Genomic DNA, 18687 nt, shown 5'->3' with positions numbered 1-18687 from the left:
CGGTATTCGTTTTTTATTTTAGAATATAAGAAAGTATAAATTTTTAATGAAAATCATCCTTATATTTCTTCTTGGGTTCATTAGAATTTTTATAGTAATGAGTAGGATTTTATATTCGCAAGCGTTTTCAGGTGAGGCATAATATGGATGTACCCGAGACGATCAGGGGCAAACAAAAAAAAGAAGTATAAATAGGAGGTCAATGAATAATGAAAAAAATCACTTCCGTTCTATTAGCTAGTGCTTTGCTGGGTGCTGCTCTGACAGGCTGTGGTGGCAACAACAAAACTACAGATAGTGCTACAGACAAGGCAACTAACGCTCCAAAGACTGAGAACTCGGGCACTACAACAGAAACGCCTAAAGTTGGGGTCGCCATTTACAAATTTGACGATACTTTTATGACAGGTGTTCGTAACGCTATCGATAGTGCTGCTAAAGGCATCGCTACAGTAGATATCGTAGATAGCCAAAATTCACAACCCACACAAAATGACAAGGTTGACTTATTCATCACTAAAAAATATAACGGGATGCTGATTAACCCAGTTGACCGTACAGCTGCTGGCGTCATTATCGAAAAAGCAAAAACAGCAAACATTCCAGTGGTATTCCTTAACCGCGAACCGCTTCCTGAAGATATGAAGAAATGGGATAAAGTTTATTATGTAGGTGCGAAAGCAGAAGAGTCCGGTACAATGTCCGGCCAACTGATTGTTGACTACTGGAAAGCACATCCTGAAGCGGACAAGAACGGCGACGGAGTTCTCCAATATGTAATGCTGAAAGGTGAACCAGGACACCAAGATGCTGAGCTTCGTACTACTTACTCTATTCAAGCTATCGAAGATGCAGGAATCAAGGTAGAGAAGCTGGCTGAAGATACAGCAATGTGGGATCGCGTAAAAGGACAAGAAAAAATGGCGGCATTCCTTGGCTCCCACGGCGACAAAATTGAAGCGGTTCTTGCTAACAACGATGATATGGCCCTCGGTGCAATCGAAGCTCTGAAAGCTTCAGGCTACTTTACGGGTGACAAATTCATGCCGGTAGTAGGTGTGGATGCAACTGCTCCTGCGATTCAAGCGCTGGAAGATGGAACAATGCTCGGTACGGTGCTAAATGATGCGAATAACCAAGGTAAGGCTGCCATCACAGTTGCTGCTCTGCTTGCTAAAGGCGAAACGCCTTCGAAAGATAATGTAGGCTTTGATATCACTGACAACCAATACGTATGGATTTCCTACAAAAAGATTACGAAAGACAACATAGCTGACGCTAAGTAATTAACCTCGGCTACAGAGTTAATCATGATCATATGACAGCACGGGGAGCGGATAACCGCTCCTCGGTATTTCTTTTAGGCAGGGAACAGGATGGAACCGCTGTGCCTCTCATAAAAAAGAAAAAAAGCGTAGGGGGCGTAACAACATGGAAAAAGCTGAGTTTTTGCTGGAAATGAACAACATTACTAAAGAATTCCCCGGCGTTAAAGCGCTGGACGATGTTAGTTTAAAAGTAAGACCGGGTTCGGTGCATGCACTTATGGGTGAGAATGGTGCAGGTAAGTCTACACTTATGAAATGTCTTTTTGGTATTTATTCACCGGATGCCGGTGAGATCTTTTTGGATGGCGAGAAGGCTTCCATCAGCAGTTCAAATGATGCGTTAAAAAGTGGTATTTCGATGATTCACCAGGAGCTGCATCCCGTGCCGTTCCGAAGTGTTATGGAGAATATCTGGCTAGGACGTTTTCCAACGAAGGGAATCGGACCGATTCAGTTTATTGACCATAAGAAAATGTTCACTGACACGGAAAATTTGTTTAAAGATCTGGATATCGACCTGAATCCCGAAACATTAGTGGGTAAGCTTTCCGTATCCAAAATCCAATCCATTGAAATTGCGAAGGCTGTCTCTTTTCACTCCCGAGTTATTGTAATGGATGAACCCACTTCTTCCCTAACCAGTGTGGAGGTGGAACATTTATTCCGGATCATACGGGATCTCAGAAGTAGAGGCGTAGCTATTATCTATATATCTCACAAAATGGAAGAGATTCTCGCAATCTCTGACGAAGTTACTATTATGCGTGACGGTAAAAAAATCGGAACCTGGCCAGCGGCGGAATTAACTACAGATATTATCATTTCAAAAATGGTGGGCCGCGATTTGACCAGCCGTTTCCCTGAACGCTTCAACGTACCTGGTGAAGTATACATGAAAGTGGAAGGCTTAACCTCTCCGGAGGAAAGATCTTTTAAAGATGTGTCTTTCGAATTAAGACGTGGAGAGGTCCTTGGTGTTGGGGGTCTGGTAGGTGCCCAGAGAACTGAAGTAATTGAGGCGTTGTTCGGTTTGCGAGCCTTGAAATCCGGAACGATCTCTATTAAAGGCAAGGTTGTTACTATCAATTCTCCGAAAGATGCTAAGAAACACGGAATGGCTTTGCTTACCGAAGAGCGTCGTGTAACAGGCATATTTCCAGTCTTGTCTGTTCATGAGAATGGTGCGATTGCTAATCTACATCGTTATCAAAAACCGTACTTCCTGCTGAATAGCAAGAAGAAAAAAGTTGAAGTCGATAAAATGATTGAAAAATTACGAACTAAAACACCTACAACCAAAACGCTAATAATGAATCTTTCTGGTGGTAATCAGCAAAAGGTCTTGCTTGCTAGATGGCTGCTTACTGAGCCCGAAATCCTGCTTCTGGACGAGCCGACCCGTGGTATCGACGTAGGGGCTAAATTCGAGATTTACTCCATAATTGCCGACTTGGCGCAGCAAGGGAAGAGTATCATTATGATCTCCTCTGAAATGCCGGAGCTGCTCGGAATGTCTGACCGTGTAATGGTCATGTCGGAAGGACGGCTTACAGGAATATTAGAAGGCGAGCAAGCTACGGAAACCGAAGTTATGCGTCTCGCTGCACAGCATTAAGGAGTACGGATAGGAGAATATGTTTGCGTAATTTTAAGGGGGATCACTACTAATGAACGTTAAAAAAGCTCAATCCTTTGTGACTCAAAACGCAATTTACATCGTGCTGGTACTGCTGATTATGGGGATCATCATATATGATCCAAACTTTATGTCCATCAACACCCTACGTGACGTACTGATTCAGTCGTCTACACGCGTTATCATCGCACTTGGGGTTGCCTTTATCCTTATTACGGCAGGTACTGACTTGTCCGCTGGACGGGTGGTTGGTTTTACGGCAGTTATCTCCGCTTCGATGCTGCAAATCCCAGACTATTCCCGTCGTTTTTTTCCAGATCTTCCGCAAGTGGAAGTATGGCTCCCAATCCTAATTGCTATCGTTGCTGGTCTTCTCTGTGGACTTATAAATGGTATTGTCGTTTCCAAGCTTCATGTTCCGCCATTTATCGCTACCTTGGGTACAATGCTAATCGTGTACGGGCTGAACTCCCTGTACTTTGATATGGACCCGAACCAATCCCAGCCAATCGGCGGTCTGCGTCCTGATTTCACCAAGATCGGCTCGGGCTTCATCGGGAGCGGCCAATATTCAATCCCGTATATCGTGCTGATAGCCTTGGGTGTCGCTGCCATTGTGTGGGTGGTATTCAATAAAACCAAGCTGGGTAAGAATATGTATGCTATTGGCGGAAATATGCAGGCAGCTAAAGTATCCGGTATCGATGTTTCCAAAAACCTGATTTACATCTACGCTATTGCTGGTGCGCTTTATGGTCTGGCGGGTGTTCTGGAAGCTGCTAGAACAGGTGGAGCAACTAATAACTACGGTAACATGTATGAGCTTGATGCCATTGCAGCTTGTGTAGTTGGTGGTGTATCTACAACCGGGGGTATCGGTACTGTGCCGGGTGTTCTAGTGGGGGTTATCATCTTTACTCTCATTAACTACGGTCTGACCTTTATCGGTATTAGCCCGTACTATCAGTTGATTATCAAAGGTTTGATTATTATAGCCGCTGTCGCATTTGATATGCGGAAGTACTCTTCGAAGAAGTAGTACCGTGGTGATTAGGGAGTAACGTGATAGAGAATTAGAGATTTAGGCGTAGTGATTAAGGGTTAGCTCCGGGGAATATTGGGCTTCTGATCACTGTTGTTCTCAGATTCCTTGATTGATACCGCGTTAGCTCCGCTACCTATATCACCTCGCTGGGGCAGGGCAGAAGAAGCGTTTGCTAGTTATCGCAAACGCTTTTTGGCATGCCTTTTTCGATGGCTTCGCTTCGAAAAAGTAGCAGGTAAAACAAACAACTAACACTGTCACAAATAAAATTGCGACAACCAAAACTGCTATAACTAAAACTGTTATAACTAAAACTGCCGCAAAAACACTGATACAACTAACACCGTCACAACCAACATTGCTACATCCAATACCGCTACAACAATATCGTGCGAACACCTTCTCCTACTGCCGCCAGTAACCCTATAGCGATTTAGCCACGTCTAAGACCAACTTATATTAGATGCAGACACTTCACTCGTTTTTGTTTGAAATGTGGCAAATGAACGGTAAAAATCCCGTAGAATCGGCTGAATTGAGCTACAGGTGGTAAAAGAACGGTAATAATCCTGTAGAATCGGCGGAGTTGAGTTATTTGAAGCGGATGCATGAAGAAACAAGGGCATTAAAACCCCAGAAATAGCGGAAAAGAGCCAAAGTGGAAGAAACAAGGGCATAAATACCCCAAAAATAGCGGAAAAGTGCCATAGTGGAAGAATAAGGGGTATAAATGCCCCAGAAATACCGAAACGAGCTACTGTGAAAGAACAGGAGGTGTAACTACCTTGAATCGATAGAAACGAGCTACATAGTGAGATAGTGTTGACGAAACACGCTGATAGCAGCAGAGAGAACGGAATGATTGCGTACAAGCGGTAGCGTTCGCCTTTGTTTCCGAATTTCATCCGAAACTGAGGTGCAAATCAAGAAATTTGGAGACAGCAGCGATGGGAGTAACATTCCGTTCGTGGAGCGACTGCTCAGCACATACCGCATCATCACATCAATCGCACTTCCGTGCTCACTCAACACATCTCGCAAAAAATCAAACCCACCCACATACTTACTCTGCACATCCTACGTTACTCCTCGCTCCAGGCGTGCTCCATCCCAGTCCCTCCGCCCGTTAGTGTCCGCTCACGCAAGCCCCACCTCACCACTTGCACAGCTTTCAGTCTCGCCGTCACGTTCTCCCTCACGCAACACCTATTACACACCCTAACCCTTCTCCCACACCTCAAAGATCAAAATCACATAAACCAACATTCTCCCATATTCTATAGGCAAATGCCTTTGTTAAAGGGGAGCGACTCGATGTTAAGGATTAGATTGAATGAGCTGGGGAAAGGGAATGACAATGGTCCATTGCAAGCGGATGTATGGAGATGGGACGGCATTGGCTGGAACGAATATATCACGCAGCAAGAAGAAGATTTCATACGCACAGAAGAGGAGCTGTTCGTTACGATCCCGGCAGAGGCGGGATTATATCGTGTAGACTACTCAAATAAGCCTTATGAGACGCCGTATGTATTACCGGAGTGGGTTGATGATGAATTAAGGAATACTGGGCTACATCCGGCGCCTTTTAATCTTAAAGAGGGTATGCTCTGGGGATATATTAACGACGAAGGTCGTGCTCAGATTGAACCTAGATACGAATATGCTGAGGATTTTCAGAAGAACGGGCTAGCAATTGTACAACGAAAAAACAGTAGCGGACTGATCGACAGCTCTGGAAGGGAGCGGGTGAAGCCCATTTACTCGTTTATTGCCCCTTTTTCGGAAGGACGCGCAGTAGTATCAGATGCGAAAGGGTACACATTTATCGATGAAAAAGGTAAAGAGGTGACTCCAGCCCGTTATGATTATCTAAACTCATTGCATGAGGGACTTGCATTATTTTCGAAACAAAATACAACGGGTGGTCCATCACTATATGGGTATGTAGATGCGCAAGGCAAAGAGGTTTTGCCTGCAATTTATGTGGACGCCAATGATTTCATGAATGGTGTGGCTTTAGTCAAGATTAAAGAGGGGGAGTACGCACTCATTGATCCTGAAGGGAAGATTCTCTATACGTACAATCATCCATTCGTAGGGAGTCCGGGTGATGGGCTGCTCTCCTATCAAGAGACTGAGAACGGTAAGTACGGCTATTTAAACACGGATGGAACAGTAGCTATTCAGCCACAATTTACTTCTGCCTTACCTTTCTCTGAGGGGCGTGCAGTGGTGAATACCGCTGAGAACTATGGCAACGCCTACGGGCTGATTGATAAACAAGGAAAAATGATTATCCCCGCGAAATATTATGAAGTCCTGCAGCTTGGTGAAGGTAGAGCAGCTATAGGAACACCAATATTCCCTAGTCAACCTTATCGAGGCTCACGTTACATTATCGCTGATGCAGAGACAGGAGCAATTCTGAGCAATCATACCCTGCTTGGTGTGAATAATTATCAGGACGGACTGGCATCTGTATATGATGCTAAGGAGACTTTTTTTATAGATCGAACTGGAAAAAGAGCAGCTCAGCCTCCAGTTATTCAAGGGACGGGAACACTTACCCTCAGTGGACGCTTAATTAGAGCAGATATAGATCAACGTACAGCATATTATGATCGTCAAGGGAAGCAGATTTGGAGGCAAAATGGAGTCATCCCACTGAGACCTCCATATTCCGTAGTCGAGAAGAAGTACAAACCGAACAGGGATTATCTGGTTTACTATCCGGTTGTTGAAGGAATTGCAAGCGCGGAAGTTTCTAGAGAGGTTAATGATAAATTACGGAAGCTTTCGCTAGTCGAAGACCCAGGTAGTAATGGAGCAGCACAGGATTTCAGTTATAATGGTGATTTTTCAGTGTCCTTTTTCCGCAAAAACCTTTTAGTGCTGGAGTTAACGGGTTACCGTTATCCTTTTGGAGCAGCCCACGGCATGCCTACCAAAATCTTTACACATACTAACGTACGTAACGGAAGGTTCTATAAGCTAGGTGATTTGTTCAAGCCAGGAAGTAGATACGTGGAGAAGCTCAGTAAAATCGTAGGTAAGCAGATTGAGAATGATCCTGAGTACTCCTATGTTTTTCCGGATACGTATAAAGGAATTACCTCAGATCAGCCTTTCTTTGTAGATAATGAAGCGTTATATCTTTATTTCGCACCTTATGAGATTGCTCCTTATTCTGCGGGTTTTCCTACTTTCCGTATTCCTTATGCAGAAATTATGGGACTTATCTCTACTGAGGGAGAATTTTGGCAGTCGTTTCACTAGTTACTTTTTATCTTTTAGCACATAGAAGTTGCTATTCTCTCGAGAATGGCGACTTTTTTTGCTTTTTAACGCCAATATCGAATGCAATTCATGCTCAGGAAACTTACAATCAAGACTAGTAAATGTTAAAAATTAGAAGAGCACAGCTGATAGATTTATGCTACAATGACTGAGGAACAAATTACAACTTTGTAACATTTGTAGCTGGTCACTCTAAGCAGAAGCATATAGTACACACAAGAAAGAGGAGATGGCAGAATGAAGAACAAGAGATTAAGAGCAATTATTGGTGGTAGTGTAGCAGCTGTTATGGCACTTAGTATTTCTCTTCCACTCGAAGCGAATGCGGCCTCAACTGAGGTAACAGTAATTAAATCAGGTACTAGCTATGAGCAAGTTTTACAATATTTAAAACAAGCTAACCTACAGGGATTCCCTATTTTTAATAGCACAATCGTGGTGTCCAAGCCTCAAACAGGAACGGTTCCAAATAAAGATACATCTACCGGAACTCCGGTTACTAAGCCTTCGGATACAACTACTGTAACCAAGCCTGTAACTAAGCCTTCGGATACGACTACTGTAACTAAACCTGTAACTAAACCTACAGAAACTACACCTACTACAGGTGCTGCGAGCAATAAAGGAACTTATGTTCAACAGATCGTAACGCTGGTAAATAAAGAGCGTGCAGCAGCTGGTTTGAAGCCTGTTTCTGGGTTGGACAGCCTTCATAAAGTAGCAGCTACAAAAGCTACGGATATGCGTACTAATAACTATTTTTCACATACTTCACCTACGTATGGTTCACCATTCGATATGATGAAATCCTTTGGGATCACTTATAACGCTGCAGGCGAGAACATCGCCATGGGTCAAAAAACACCAGAAGAAGTAATGAAAGCATGGATGAATAGTCCTGGTCACAAGGCTAATATTTTGAATGCTAACTTCAATTATATCGGTGTAGGGTATGACAATAACTATTGGGTTCAAGAATTTATTGGTAAATAATTGAAAAAAGTTGCTGGAATCAAACGTTCTCCGATGAAAATCGGGGAACGTTTTTTTGTACCAAAACTTTAATCGCTAAATTTTTTTGAGAATTTTCGTATTCAGATTCGGGTTAAATAAGCGGATTAGCTGGATTTATTTCTATTTTAGACATTTGCAAAACCGGTATGGAAGATTTATGTTTATGTACATAGTTAAGATCTTTGTAAAATGTGGAACAATACATAATAGAACGGCACACGGAGGGATGGCTTTGAATGATTCAAAGTGGACATGGCGCACGGTCAGCCTGATTTCCATAGTAACAACAATAATTCTAATTGTAGGTTTAGTTTATGCGGTCAGAGACATCATCTATCCGGTTGGAGAAGCGTCAGGGACCAACTTACCTCAGCAAACAGCCGCTCCAGTGACGGAGACGGTTAAGAAGCTCAAAGTTGTTGCTCTCGGAGATTCGCTAGCCAAGGGAACTGGTGATAACACCGGAGAAGGATTTGTTAAGCGTACGGTTAGTGGTTTATCCGCTAAAGGTGTCGAAGTTGATTTACTGGGTAATATGGGAATTAATGGTTTAACAACTGCTGGACTGCAAAGCAAGCTGGATGAAGATGGTATAGATTACGCGCTGCATATGGCGAATGTCATTCTGCTCTCGATCGGAGGGAATGATTTATTCAAGGACTCCAATATTTTGCAGAATAGTGGCGCACTTCAAAGTGAATCCACGACTGATCAAGAGCTGACTCCAGAGTCTTTGCTAGCAGCCCTTCCGGAAGCAGTAGAAAGATTAGGTAAGATTCTGGAGAAAATCACGGAAATCAATCCAAACGCTCAAATTTATTATATGGGGTTATACAATCCCTTTGGTGATATACCAGATCTACTTGTACCAGGTAATCAGGCGGTTGCGAAGTGGAATAATGCAGCAATGGATATTATTAATAAGCACAGCAATATGACATTGGTTCCAACCTTCGACTTGTTTAACAAGCATTTGGGCAAATACTTATCAACGGATCATTTTCATCCGAATGGGGATGGCTATCAACGAATTGGAGAGCGATTCATTCAGGCTATACACTAGAACAGAAGTGAGAGCCAGCTTTCTAAGAATGATGATTTGTATTAGATAAAATATCCTTTGAGCAAGTACTAGCCGAGGAAATGACAGTAACAAGGAGCTAAGGAGAATATGACAAAAGCGAACAGTGGAGAATCCAGCCCGGTCGTCTTGTCTGTAGACGGGGTACGGAAAAAAATAGGGCGAAAGTGGATTATAGATGATGTTACGTTTGATGTGAGAGAAGGAGAAATCTTTGGCTTCCTCGGACCCAATGGAGCTGGGAAGACAACTACGATTCGAATGCTTGTCGATTTGATTCGTCCAAGCGAGGGCAAGATTACGGTATGTGGTTACAATGTGAACCGAAATCCGGAAAAAGCGTTGCAATTTGTCGGCTCTATCGTTGAGAATCCTGAGGTATATACTTATTTGACGGGATGGGAGAATTTACAGCATTTTGCCCGAATGCAGCCAGGTATAGATAATGCACGTATTAGTGAAGTTGTAGATATCGTTCGGTTGGATCAACGAATCCATGATAAGGTAAGTACATATTCGCTTGGGATGAGACAACGACTTGGTATAGCGCAGGCTCTTCTGGGACGTCCGCGTCTGCTTATTCTGGACGAGCCTACAAATGGCTTAGATCCAAAGGGAATTAAGGAGCTGCGAGAATTTATACGCAAACTAGCAGATGAGGGTTTAGCGGTATTTGTATCGAGTCATTTACTTAGTGAAATCCAGCTTCTCTGCGACCGTGTTGCAATTATTAGTAAAGGGCGAGTACTTGCAGTGGGTGCGGTTGATGAGCTGATCGCTCGAAATTCTCCGTATGTACTTTGGGAGCTGGAGCCTTTTGCTGTTGCTAAGGGATTACTGGCTGATCGCCCGGATATTCAGATTCAGAATCTGGAAGACGTTACCTTGGATGATTCAATAATTGCAGGTATGGGCCCGAATTCTTTAATCACAATTATGGAGCAGGATTTGATCCCCGAGATTGTGGCTGTTATGGTGACTGCTGAAATCGAAGTTAGGGCTGTGCATAAAATCAATCCGACACTGGAACAGCTATTCTTGAAACTAACGGAGGGTGAGAACGTTGAATAATATGCTTCCGCTAATCCGTAATGAATGTTTAAAAATCATAAAAAAGAAACGGTTTTATGTTATACTGCTGATTCTGATTGTACTGGTGCCTATGTTCACCTACGCTCAAATGCGCTCAGCTGAGCGTAGCCGAGATAAATTCAACTCCGATTGGCGCCTGGAGATCCAGCAGCAGATCATTGATAATCAAAATTCTTTGGGTAGCGACCGAATTCCAGAGGAATGGAAGACTTATCGGCGAATATTTGTACAGCAGCTTCAGTACTACCTTCACCACGATGTGAATCCGAACGAGCCAAGTGGCGTTACCTTTACCCGTGAGTTTATGGATAATTCCGTTACTTTATTTATTCCGCTACTCATTATGGCGGTAGCCTCGGATCTAGTTTCTGCGGAGCGAACTACAGGGACGATCAAAATGCTGCTGACAAGGCCAGTTAAGCGTTGGAAAGTTTTGTTTAGCAAATTAGCGGCTCTGCTTATGTTTGTCTCGCTTATTGTGCTCTCCACCTTTGTGATCAGCTACCTTATCTCTGGTCTTGCTTTTGGATATAAGGGCTTTAATATCCCTGTCTTTACAGGCTTTAAGATCAGTGGAGACTCGGTGGATATGTCTACTGTGCATGCAGTACCACAGTGGAAATATATGCTTATGCAAGGTGGATTGGTCTGGTTCGTAAGTGTCGTAGTTGCCCTGCTTGCTTTTATGATCTCTGTACTTGTAAGGAGCACTGCTGCTAGTATAGTGGTCATGATGGCAGCGCTGATCGCTGGAAATATTCTGACTAATATGGCTTCAGCCTGGACAACAGCGAAATATTTATTTATGGTAAATCTTGGACTGACCGGTTATTTGTCAGGAACTCCCGCACCCATAGAGGGGATGTCCTTGTCATTTTCCATGGCTGTACTGGCTGTATGGGGGGCTGCTTCGGTGATCATTTCATTCGCCGTCTTTACGAAAAGGGATATTTTGAATTAGAATGTACAAAGTGACGAAAACGTTTGTTTGCATTTCTAGAGATATAAGAAAGTATAAGTTTTCACTTATACTGTATGTCTTATATTTCTCGCTTAAAGGCTTACCGTCTTTATAAGGACGCCGAAGGCGTTAATGCTTGAGTATAGAGAAAAGAAGGAGGAGCATGAATGCTCGAACAGATCGATATGTTTGCTGAAGTTTCTAATAACGGCGAGAATAGCCGTACTGGATACGATGCTGACGACATTCAAGTGCTCGAAGGTCTGGTTGCAGTACGCAAACGACCTGGCATGTATATCGGCAGTACAAGTTCTTCGGGACTACATCATCTAGTATGGGAAATTGTAGATAATGCTGTGGATGAGCATTTAGCCAAGTATTGTACGAAGATTGACTTACTACTTCGCAAAGATGGCTCAGTAACGGTGACGGACAACGGTCGTGGGATTCCAACTGGAATGCATAAGACAGGAGTGCCAACGCCGCAAGTTGTATTTACAATTTTGCATGCAGGCGGTAAATTCGGTGGATCTGGTTACAAGAAATCAGGCGGTTTGCATGGCGTAGGGGCTTCAGTAACGAATGCTTTGTCTGAATGGCTTGAAGTAGAGATTTATCGTGAAGGCAAAATCCATCGTCAACGTTTTGAATATTGGGTGGACAAGAAGGGGAAAGAGCATGTTGGCGAACCAGTAACGGGCCTTGAAATTCTGGGCAACACCAACAAAACCGGTTCGAAAATTACTTTTAAACCGGATATTCGCGTCTTTCCAAATGGAATTGCCCTGAATTATGATACGCTGGCAGAGCGAGTACAGGAGATTGCTTTTCTGAATTCCGGTCTGCGTATTACGCTGCATGATGAGCGGAGCAATCGTCAGGACGAGTTCTTTTACGAGGGTGGAGCAAGCCAATTCGTACAGTTCTTGAATGAGGGCAAGGATGTTCTACATGATGTTATTCACTTCAGCGCTGAAAAGGACGATATCGAAGTGGAAGTAGCCCTTCAGTACAATGGAGGCTATACAGAAACCTTGGCTTCCTTCGTTAACTCCATTCCTACTCGTAGCGGCGGTACTCATGAGACAGGCTTTAAGACCGCGTATACTCGTGTGTTGAATGATTATGCCCGACGTACACAGCTGCTTAAAGAAAAGGATAAGAATTTAGAAGGAAATGATTTGCGCGAAGGTATGATGGCTGTCATTAGTGTCAAAATGTCCGAGGTTGAATTTGTTGGACAGACGAAGGATCAGCTTGGTAGTGCTTCTGCTCGTAGTGCAGTAGACTATATCGTATCTGAGAATATGGCTCGTTTCCTGGAAGAAAACCCACAGGTAGCACAGAGCCTTCTGAAAAAATCAATTCAGGCCTCGAAGGCTCGGGAAGCAGCTCGCAAAGCCCGCGATGAGATCCGTACAGGTAAGAAACGTAGCGAGAGCTCGAATCTTGGCGGAAAATTATCACCTGCGCAGTCTAAGGACGTTACACGAACTGAGCTGTTTATCGTAGAAGGTGATTCAGCTGGTGGCTCAGCGAAGCAAGGCCGTGATTCAAAGATTCAGGCGATCTTGCCGCTAAAAGGGAAACCGATGAATCCGGAAAAAGCCAAGCTGCTGGATATCCTGAAGAACGATGAATATAAAGCGATCATTTCCACGATTGGTGCAGGAATTGGTCCGGATTTTACCGTCGAAGACAGCAATTATTCCAAAATTATCATTATGACCGATGCGGATACAGATGGAGCGCATATTCAGGTGCTGCTGCTGACATTTTTCTATCGTTATATGAAGCCGTTAATAGATGCCGGAAAGGTTTTTATTGCTCAGCCTCCGCTTTATAAGCTGACCCGCAAAACGGGCAAGCTGGAAACCGTAAGGTATGCATGGAGTGATGAAGAATTGCAAAATTACTTAAAGGAATTCGGCAAAAACTTCGAGCTTCAGCGTTATAAAGGATTGGGTGAGATGAACCCTGATCAGCTGTGGGAAACAACGATGAATCCAGAATCGCGTACACTGCTTCAGGTGCAGATTGAGGATGCTGCTAAGGCTGAGCGTCGTGTTTCTACACTGATGGGTGATAAAGTCGATCCACGTAAACGCTGGATTGTTGAGAATGTCGATTTCACTGAAATTGTAGAGTAGTTGCAGTTAGTAGTGCTGCAAGTGACGATAATCCCGATTTTCAAAAAGCTTGGTGATTCTTGGAACGTTGGGGAATTTTGGAACTGTAGGAGCGATAGCGCCCGCCTTTGTCTCCGGATTTTATCCGCATTAGCGGTGTAATCAAAGAAATCTGGAGACAACAGCGGCCGGAAGTCCAAAAATCCCTGGAGTGTTCATGAGAATTACCACACTATTTTAAAACGGGCAGTTTGAGGAACAGAAGGTGAGCCAAGTGAGTAGTTTATCAGAACAATTTTTGCCGGCTTTTCTGGAAGAGGTCGTCGGTGACCGCTTTGGTCGGTATTCCAAATATATTATTCAGGACCGGGCGATTCCCGATGTCCGCGATGGACTTAAGCCTGTACAACGCCGTATTCTTTATGCGATGTACGATTCTGGCAACACGCCTGACAAGCCGTACCGTAAGTCGGCCAAAACCGTCGGGGATGTAATGGGTAATTACCATCCACATGGTGACTCCTCGATTTACGACGGTATGGTTCGTATGGCACAGCCATGGAAGATGGGGCATGTTCTTGTTGACGGTCATGGCAACTGGGGCTCGATGGACGATGACCCAGCTGCGGCAATGCGTTATACAGAAGCACGCTTATCTCCGATTGCAATGGAGATGATGCGTGATATCGAGAAGCGGACGGTGCTGTTTAAGGACAACTTTGACAATACAGCCAAAGAGCCTGTGGTTGTTCCTTCCCGGTATCCGAATCTACTCGTAAACGGCACGAGTGGGATTTCCGCAGGCTTTGCCACTGAGATTCCGCCACATAACCTACGTGAGGTTATTGATGCTTGTATCGCAGTGATGCAGAAGCCGGATATTGAACTTGAAGATATCATGACCTTTATGAAAGGTCCGGATTTCCCTACAGGCGGCACTATTATGGGCGGAGACGGCATCATGGATGCTTACCGCACTGGTAAAGGCCGTATTTATTTACGCTCCAAGACTGAGATTGAAAATATGCGTGGAGGCAAGCAACAAATCGTGATTACGGAAGTTCCATTCCAAATTGTAAAATCACGACTAGTTACCTCCATGGAGAATATTCGATTAGAGAAGAAAATCGATGGCATTGCTGAAGTTCGTGATGAGAGTGGACGAGAAGGACTTCGGATTGTAGTTGAACTCAAGAAAGAAGCGGATGCCCAAGGCGTTTTGGCGTATCTGCTCAAAAAAACCGATCTACAAATCACCTATAACTTCAATATGGTGGCGATTGTCAACAAGGCTCCGCAACAGCTTGGTCTTAAAGCCATCCTGGAGGCTTATATCGCGCATCAGCGTGAAGTAGTGACTCATCGCACCCAATTTGATCTGGAACGCGCAGAAGACCGTGCTCATGTCTTAGAGGGCTTGGTTAAGGCACTGAATATTCTGGATGAGGTCATCGCTGCCATCAAAGCATCGAAGAACCGTCAGGATGCTCAGAACAATCTCGTGTGGATGTTCGGGTTCAGTGAACGTCAAGCGGATTCTATTCTTACCTTACAATTGTATCGTCTGACGAATTTGGAGATTACTTCACTCCAAAAAGAATTGGATGAAATGATGGCAAAGATTACACATCTGCGTGGCATTTTGGAAAGTGACAAGAAGCTCGTAGCTGTAATCCGTAAGGAATTGCTGGAGATCCGCGACAAATACGGGATCGATCGCCGTTCGCTGATCCAAGGCGAAGTTGAGGAGCTTAAGGTTAGCCTTGAAGCGCTGGTCAACGCAGAGGATGTGTTAGTAGCACTTTCCGCTGACGGTTATATTAAGCGTACAAGTATGCTTTCCTTTACCCGCTCTGGTGGGGAACGTCATACATCAGGCGTTAAAGAAGGCGATCATATCGTTAAGCTGCTCGATGTGAATACCCGTGACAGTCTGCTGGTATTTACGCGCAAGGGGCAGTACTTCTTACTTCCTGTTCACCAGATTCCAGAGTTTAAATGGAAAGAACCTGGTACTGCGATTGTTAACGTTATCGGATTGTCTAAAGGGGATGGAATCATTAGCGTGATTCCGGTCAATAATCTTGATGATCCGCAGCAAAGCCTCGTGTTTATCACCCGCAGAGGTCAGGTTAAGCGTACAGAGCTCAAGGAATACTCTACAAGCCGCTCTGGAGCCGTAGCAGCCTGTAAGGTAGCAGACGGTGATGAGATCATTACAGTGGCTACTAGTACGAATGACAAGGACATTGTACTTGTGACTCGTGAAGGAATGAGTATTAGATTCCATGAGAATGAAGTTAATCCTATGGGCCGTGTTGCATCCGGTGTAAGAGGCATTCAGCTTCGTGAGGGCGATGAGGTGATTTCTTGCTTCTGGGTCAGTGAAGATGAAGGTGAGATCCTTTCTATCTCCGATATCGGATATGCGAAACGTTCATTACTAGTGGATTATCCATCTCAAAGCCGCGGTGGCAAAGGGATGCCAACCTTTGAATTTAAGGAAGGCAAGCGAGTACGACCAAATGGCAGTAAATTGGCAGGGGCTTTCTATTGCAGAGAACCGCTGGAACTTAATGCAATTACACGGGAGAATGCACATCATACATTCTCTTCTGAATCTGCACCACTTGGAGAGCGTCGTTCTACAGGCAAACAGATTGTTCCTGTGGAGAAAAAGGATGAGATTGTTAATCTTTTCCCAGCAGTTAAGTAAAACAAACTAGTAATAAACAGATTTGTTAAAATAACTTATCAAGGTGCTTAGTCAATTCTTCTTGAGAACTGACTAAGTGCCTTTTTTTAATTTTCCCGCTTATCAGTTTAGAAGATTTATTTTTCTTCTTTTGCAGGAAATGGAATTTGTTTCGCGAAAATGTAGTTATACCGGATAGAACCGCAAGGAAAGGAAGGAATCAGTGTGCACGCTTCTGAATTCAGTAAAATTTGGCATAAAATTTTAAAAGATTACAAACTACATATGGACAGTAATCTTGCCCCATCGCTAACGGATGCCCAACTCACAGTACTTGAACTGCTTCAGGAACGTGATGCCATGAAGCCTTCTGATCTGGCTCCACATCTGGCGACCAGTCCTGCAGCGGTTACTATGTTACTTGATCGGATGGAGAAAAATGGGCTTATCATTCGGGAGAGAGATGCTGCGGATCGCCGTATTGTATGGGTGAGTATAACGGAAATTGGAACGCAGGAGACTGTACGTGGTTTGAAGATCCGCAGTGATTTTTTTGCAGAAGCGCTTGATCCGATATCCTCTCATAATCAACAGCTACTACTCTATTTAATGGGCAAAATGGTTGTTACAACTGCACCGGAAGGTTCTACACCATGAATATATACAACAACACTTTATTTCAAAAAAAGAAGGCCATCCATTAACGGATAGCCTTCTTTTGTAATTCCTTGGACCATAAATCCCAAGGATGGGTTTGCGGAGGCAGGGAAATAAGTTCTACTTCTTCTTTAGTAACAGGGTGGGGAAAGCCTACAAGTGCAGACCACAGTGCAATTTGCTGTCCAGGTCTGTTCACCGAAGCCCCATACTTCTGATCACCGTATAAGGGGCAGCCGATGGAACTGAGCTGCACTCGAATTTGATGTGAACGACCGGTAAGTAAATCGATCTTGAGCAGGCTGTAACCCTCAGCGCTGCCAAGTACTGTGTAATCCAGAATGGCTTCCTTACCGCCGGGTGTTCCTTCCCGGACTACAGTGACGGTATTGCTCTTGGCGTCTTTAAGCAGCGTATTGGTAAGACGGCCATGAGATGCTGGTGGTTTTCCGTGCACGACCGTTAAGTACACCTTATGAAAGCTGTGAGTTCTGACACACTCGGATAGTCTTGAGGCTGCTTTTGATGTCTTGGCAAAGATCATTGCACCCCCAACCGGACGATCCAGGCGGTGGACTAGCCCCATATAGACGTTGCCAGGCTTGTTAAAGCGTTCCTTCACATCTTCTTTGAGCAGGTTGAGCAGATCAGGATCTCCAGTAGCATCCTCCTGAACAGGAATATTCACGGGCTTCACTATGCCTAGAAGATGATTATCTTCGTATAACACTTCAAAGCGCTTCGACATTCCGTCCAGCGGCTCGTTGCTGCCAGATAAATGCTGTGTCATGGCTTACGCCTCCCAGCGTCCCAGAATACCGCATGGCAGGTTCATGCCGGAGGAAGTGATCGGAAGACCGATTTCACCGGAGGTGAGCTTCCCGCCATAACGTTTACCCATGGTCATCGACAACATATTACGTAGGACAGTTGGAGAAATCCCAGTGGTGTATGAATTGATTAGCATAAACAAAGGTTTGTCGCTCATTATTTGCATACAGCTCTCAAGGAAAGGATATAAGCTGGATTCCAGCTTCCACATTTCTCCGCCAGGTCCTCTTCCATAGGAAGGCGGGTCCATTATAATCGCATCATACTTACTACCACGACGTTGTTCACGTTGTACGAATTTGAATACGTCATCCGTGATGTAGCGAACTGGACGCTCGCCCAGACCGGACAGCTGGACATTTTCTTTTGCCCATTGCACCATTCCTTTGGCTGCATCCACGTGAACAACAGAAGCGCCGGCACTTGCGGCGGCTACAGTAGCTCCACCAGTGTAAGCAAATAGATTCAGTACTGAGATCGGACGGTTAGCAGCCGCAATCTTGTCCATCATCCAGCTCCAGTTGGCCGCTTGTTCAGGGAATAACCCTGTATGCTTAAAATTTGTAGGACGCAAATGGAATTTTAATTTTCCGTAACTAATTTTCCAATCATCCGGAATTGTTTTCTTCATTTCCCATTGTCCACCACCGGCTGAGGAACGGTGATAATGACCGTGTACATCACGCCATTTCGCTGTCTCATTGGAGAGTGGCCAAATAATTTGTGGATCCGGACGGCGCAGGATAATGTCACCCCAACGTTCAAGCTTCTCTCCACCGCCAGTGTCAATTACTTCATAGTCTTTCCAGTCGCTAGCTATATACATTTTTTAATCCATCCTTCAAAAATTCATTTAGCCTTTATTGTACATCATTTCACCATATAGCTACAAACAAAATACGCACAAGGCCAACACTC

The 18687-nt window shown here is 44.3% G+C and carries 14 protein-coding genes; 11 read left to right on the top strand and 3 right to left on the bottom strand.

Features of this window, described 5'->3' with window-relative positions:
- Positions 1-209: 209 nt before the first annotated feature.
- From MHI27_RS21150 to mglC, 3 genes are all read left to right on the top strand, one after another.
- Positions 210-1286, top strand: a complete 1077-nt coding sequence (locus tag MHI27_RS21150) for a galactose ABC transporter substrate-binding protein (RefSeq protein ID WP_143764073.1) — start codon at positions 210-212, stop codon at positions 1284-1286.
- Positions 1287-1431: 145 nt separating this feature from the next.
- On the top strand, positions 1432-2943 hold the full coding sequence (locus MHI27_RS21145) for a sugar ABC transporter ATP-binding protein (protein ID WP_339266124.1): 1512 nt from the start codon (positions 1432-1434) through the stop codon (positions 2941-2943).
- Between the two features lie 52 nt (positions 2944-2995).
- A complete protein-coding gene (gene mglC / locus MHI27_RS21140) occupies positions 2996-4003 on the top strand; it encodes a galactose/methyl galactoside ABC transporter permease MglC (protein ID WP_339266122.1) in 1008 nt (335 codons plus the stop codon).
- 810 nt (positions 4004-4813) lie between these two features.
- On the opposite strand, the gene MHI27_RS21135 is transcribed toward mglC, so the two are convergent.
- On the bottom strand, positions 4814-5083 hold the full coding sequence (locus tag MHI27_RS21135) for a hypothetical protein (RefSeq protein ID WP_405174662.1): 270 nt from the start codon (positions 5081-5083) through the stop codon (positions 4814-4816).
- A gap of 240 nt (positions 5084-5323) precedes the next feature.
- On the opposite strand from MHI27_RS21135, the gene MHI27_RS21130 reads away from it, so the two are divergent.
- The 8 genes from MHI27_RS21130 (at position 5324) to MHI27_RS21095 (ending at position 16938) form a co-directional block, all read left to right on the top strand.
- Positions 5324-7288, top strand: a complete 1965-nt coding sequence (locus MHI27_RS21130; protein WP_405174661.1) for a WG repeat-containing protein — start codon at positions 5324-5326, stop codon at positions 7286-7288.
- A 258-nt stretch (positions 7289-7546) separates the two neighbouring features.
- On the top strand, positions 7547-8302 hold the full coding sequence (locus tag MHI27_RS21125) for a CAP domain-containing protein (protein ID WP_042190055.1): 756 nt from the start codon (positions 7547-7549) through the stop codon (positions 8300-8302).
- Positions 8303-8549: 247 nt separating this feature from the next.
- Positions 8550-9386 (top strand): GDSL-type esterase/lipase family protein, encoded by an 837-nt coding sequence (locus MHI27_RS21120; RefSeq protein ID WP_405176776.1) that lies wholly within the window; start codon positions 8550-8552, stop codon positions 9384-9386.
- 108 nt (positions 9387-9494) lie between these two features.
- Positions 9495-10475 (top strand): ABC transporter ATP-binding protein, encoded by a 981-nt coding sequence (locus MHI27_RS21115; protein ID WP_076284603.1) that lies wholly within the window; start codon positions 9495-9497, stop codon positions 10473-10475.
- Positions 10468-11457, top strand: a complete 990-nt coding sequence (locus tag MHI27_RS21110; protein ID WP_042190048.1) for an ABC transporter permease — start codon at positions 10468-10470, stop codon at positions 11455-11457. The genes MHI27_RS21115 and MHI27_RS21110 overlap by 8 nt, the downstream gene beginning before the upstream one ends.
- 167 nt (positions 11458-11624) lie before the next feature.
- Positions 11625-13607 (top strand): DNA topoisomerase IV subunit B, encoded by a 1983-nt coding sequence (parE, locus tag MHI27_RS21105; RefSeq protein ID WP_042190046.1) that lies wholly within the window; start codon positions 11625-11627, stop codon positions 13605-13607.
- Between the two features lie 253 nt (positions 13608-13860).
- On the top strand, positions 13861-16302 hold the full coding sequence (gene gyrA, locus MHI27_RS21100; protein ID WP_042190043.1) for a DNA gyrase subunit A: 2442 nt from the start codon (positions 13861-13863) through the stop codon (positions 16300-16302).
- A 204-nt stretch (positions 16303-16506) separates the two neighbouring features.
- Positions 16507-16938, top strand: coding sequence for a MarR family winged helix-turn-helix transcriptional regulator (locus tag MHI27_RS21095; RefSeq protein WP_076284605.1), 432 nt, complete (start codon positions 16507-16509; stop codon positions 16936-16938).
- Positions 16939-16981: 43 nt separating this feature from the next.
- Here the strand turns inward: MHI27_RS21095 and MHI27_RS21090 are convergent, their stop codons facing one another.
- Positions 16982-17728: an RluA family pseudouridine synthase gene (locus MHI27_RS21090; protein ID WP_405174660.1), complete on the bottom strand. Its 747-nt coding sequence runs from the start codon at positions 17726-17728 to the stop codon at positions 16982-16984.
- Between the two features lie 3 nt (positions 17729-17731).
- On the bottom strand, positions 17732-18595 hold the full coding sequence (locus tag MHI27_RS21085; protein WP_042190039.1) for a class I SAM-dependent methyltransferase: 864 nt from the start codon (positions 18593-18595) through the stop codon (positions 17732-17734).
- Between the last annotated feature and the right edge of the window lie 92 nt (positions 18596-18687).

The organism is Paenibacillus sp. FSL H8-0261 (assembly GCF_045040645.1).
Lineage (GTDB): Bacteria > Bacillota > Bacilli > Paenibacillales > Paenibacillaceae > Paenibacillus_AQ.
The sequence above is the reverse complement of the archived record's forward strand: the minus strand, read 5'-3'. Positions and strand labels throughout refer to the sequence as shown.